Annotated in this window: 1 protein-coding gene; it reads right to left on the bottom strand. The window is 67.9% G+C overall.

What is annotated here, in order from left to right:
• On the bottom strand, positions 1–1616 hold a 1616-nt coding region (locus C8D90_RS21905), incomplete at both ends, for an Ig-like domain-containing protein (RefSeq protein ID WP_115460561.1).

Below are 1616 nucleotides of genomic sequence, written 5' to 3'. Positions count from 1 at the left end.
CTGCCGTCCGCCTGAACCACCGCGTCATAGCTGTGACCGGCGAACACCACCTTCACCACCTGACCGGCTTCCACGTTCTGCGTGGCGCCGTTGAGTACCAGTGCCGCGCCCTTCTCGGCGGCGTTGATAACGTTGTCCTGCGCCACGGTGTCGATGGACACCGCCACCTCGCTCAGGTCAACCTTCACCACGTGGCCGATATCGCTGGCGTTGCCGCTGGCATTGGCCGCTTCCGCCGTGATGGTCAGCGGGCCGGCCGGCCAGGCCGAGACATCCGCCGCCGGTACGCCCACGCTCCAGGTGCCGTCGGCCATCACCGTGGCCGGGTAGCTGATGCCGTTGACCGTGACCGTCACTACGTTGCCCGCCGGCACGTCGCTACTGGTGCCGCTGATAATCAGCGCCTGCTGGTGTTCAATGGCGTTAACGATATCGTCGCCCGCCACCGTGTCGATACGCAGGCCCGGCAGGCCGGCGTCGATGGTGAAGTCGCGGCTGCTCTCGCCGGTGTTGCCGTGGCCGTTGGTCACGCTGACGTTCACCGTGATGCTGCCGTTGCCCAGCGCCGTCAGTACATCGCTGCCAACGCCCACGCTCCAGGTGCCGTCCGCGTTCACCGTGGTGGTGTAGCTCTGACCGCCCAGAACAATAGTGACGATATCGTCCGGCGCCGCGCCGCTGACCTTACCGCTCAGCGTCTGCCCGCTGTTGACTTCCGCCAGGTTCAGCACGTCGTCGCTGGTCACCGGGTTGATGGTGATGACCGGCAGGACGGTGTCGACCAGCAGCCCTGCGCTGCCCGTCACGCTGTTGCCCACGCCGTCGGTGGCGCTGGCCGTGACCGTGTAGTTCGCCTCACCCAGCCCGTTGAGGTCCAGCACCGGCACGCTGATATGCCAGTTGCCGTCTGCGTCGGTGGTGGCGGCGTAGTTTTTGCCGTTCAGGGTTACGGTGACCGGGGTGCCCGCCGCCAGGCCGTTGCTGCCGCCGCCGATCACCAGCGGCTCGCCGCGCTCAAGGGCATTGAGTACGTTATCGCCGGCCAGGTCGTTAATGCTCAGCGTCGGCGCGGTCAGCGCCACACCCAGCGCATGGGTGGCGTCGCCGACGTTGCCGGCCTTGTCCGTGACGCTGGCCGTGATGGTGTGGCTGCCTTCGCTCAGCGCGCCCACATCCGCCGCCGGTACGCCCACGCTCCAGGCGCCGCTGGCGTCCAGCGTGGTGGTGTAGTTCTTGCCGTTCAGGGTCACGATCACCGTGTCGCCCGCTGCCGCCCCGGCGCAGCTGCCGCTGATGATCAGCGCCTGGCCGTGCTCCGCCAGGTTGATGATGTCATCGCCCGTGATGTTGTCGTTGATGGTTACCGCCGGGCGCGTGGCGTCAACCAGCACGGTCTGACCGGCGTCGGACGGGTTGCCCGCCTTGTCGCTGACGTTCGCCGTAATGGTGTGGGTACCGTCCGCCAGACCGCTGGCGTCCACGCCCGCCACGCTCCAGGTGCCGTCGGCGTTCACCGTGGTGGTGTAGTCGGCGCCGTTCACCGTCACCGTCACCGTCTGCCCCGCTTCCGCGTTGCTGGTGCCGGTCAGCGTCAGCGCCTGGCCGTGTTCGGCCGC

The organism is Enterobacillus tribolii (assembly GCF_003363015.1).
GTDB classification, from domain to species: domain Bacteria; phylum Pseudomonadota; class Gammaproteobacteria; order Enterobacterales; family Enterobacteriaceae; genus Enterobacillus; species Enterobacillus tribolii.
Note: the sequence above shows the minus strand (reverse complement) of the source record. Positions and strands in the feature narration are given on the sequence as shown.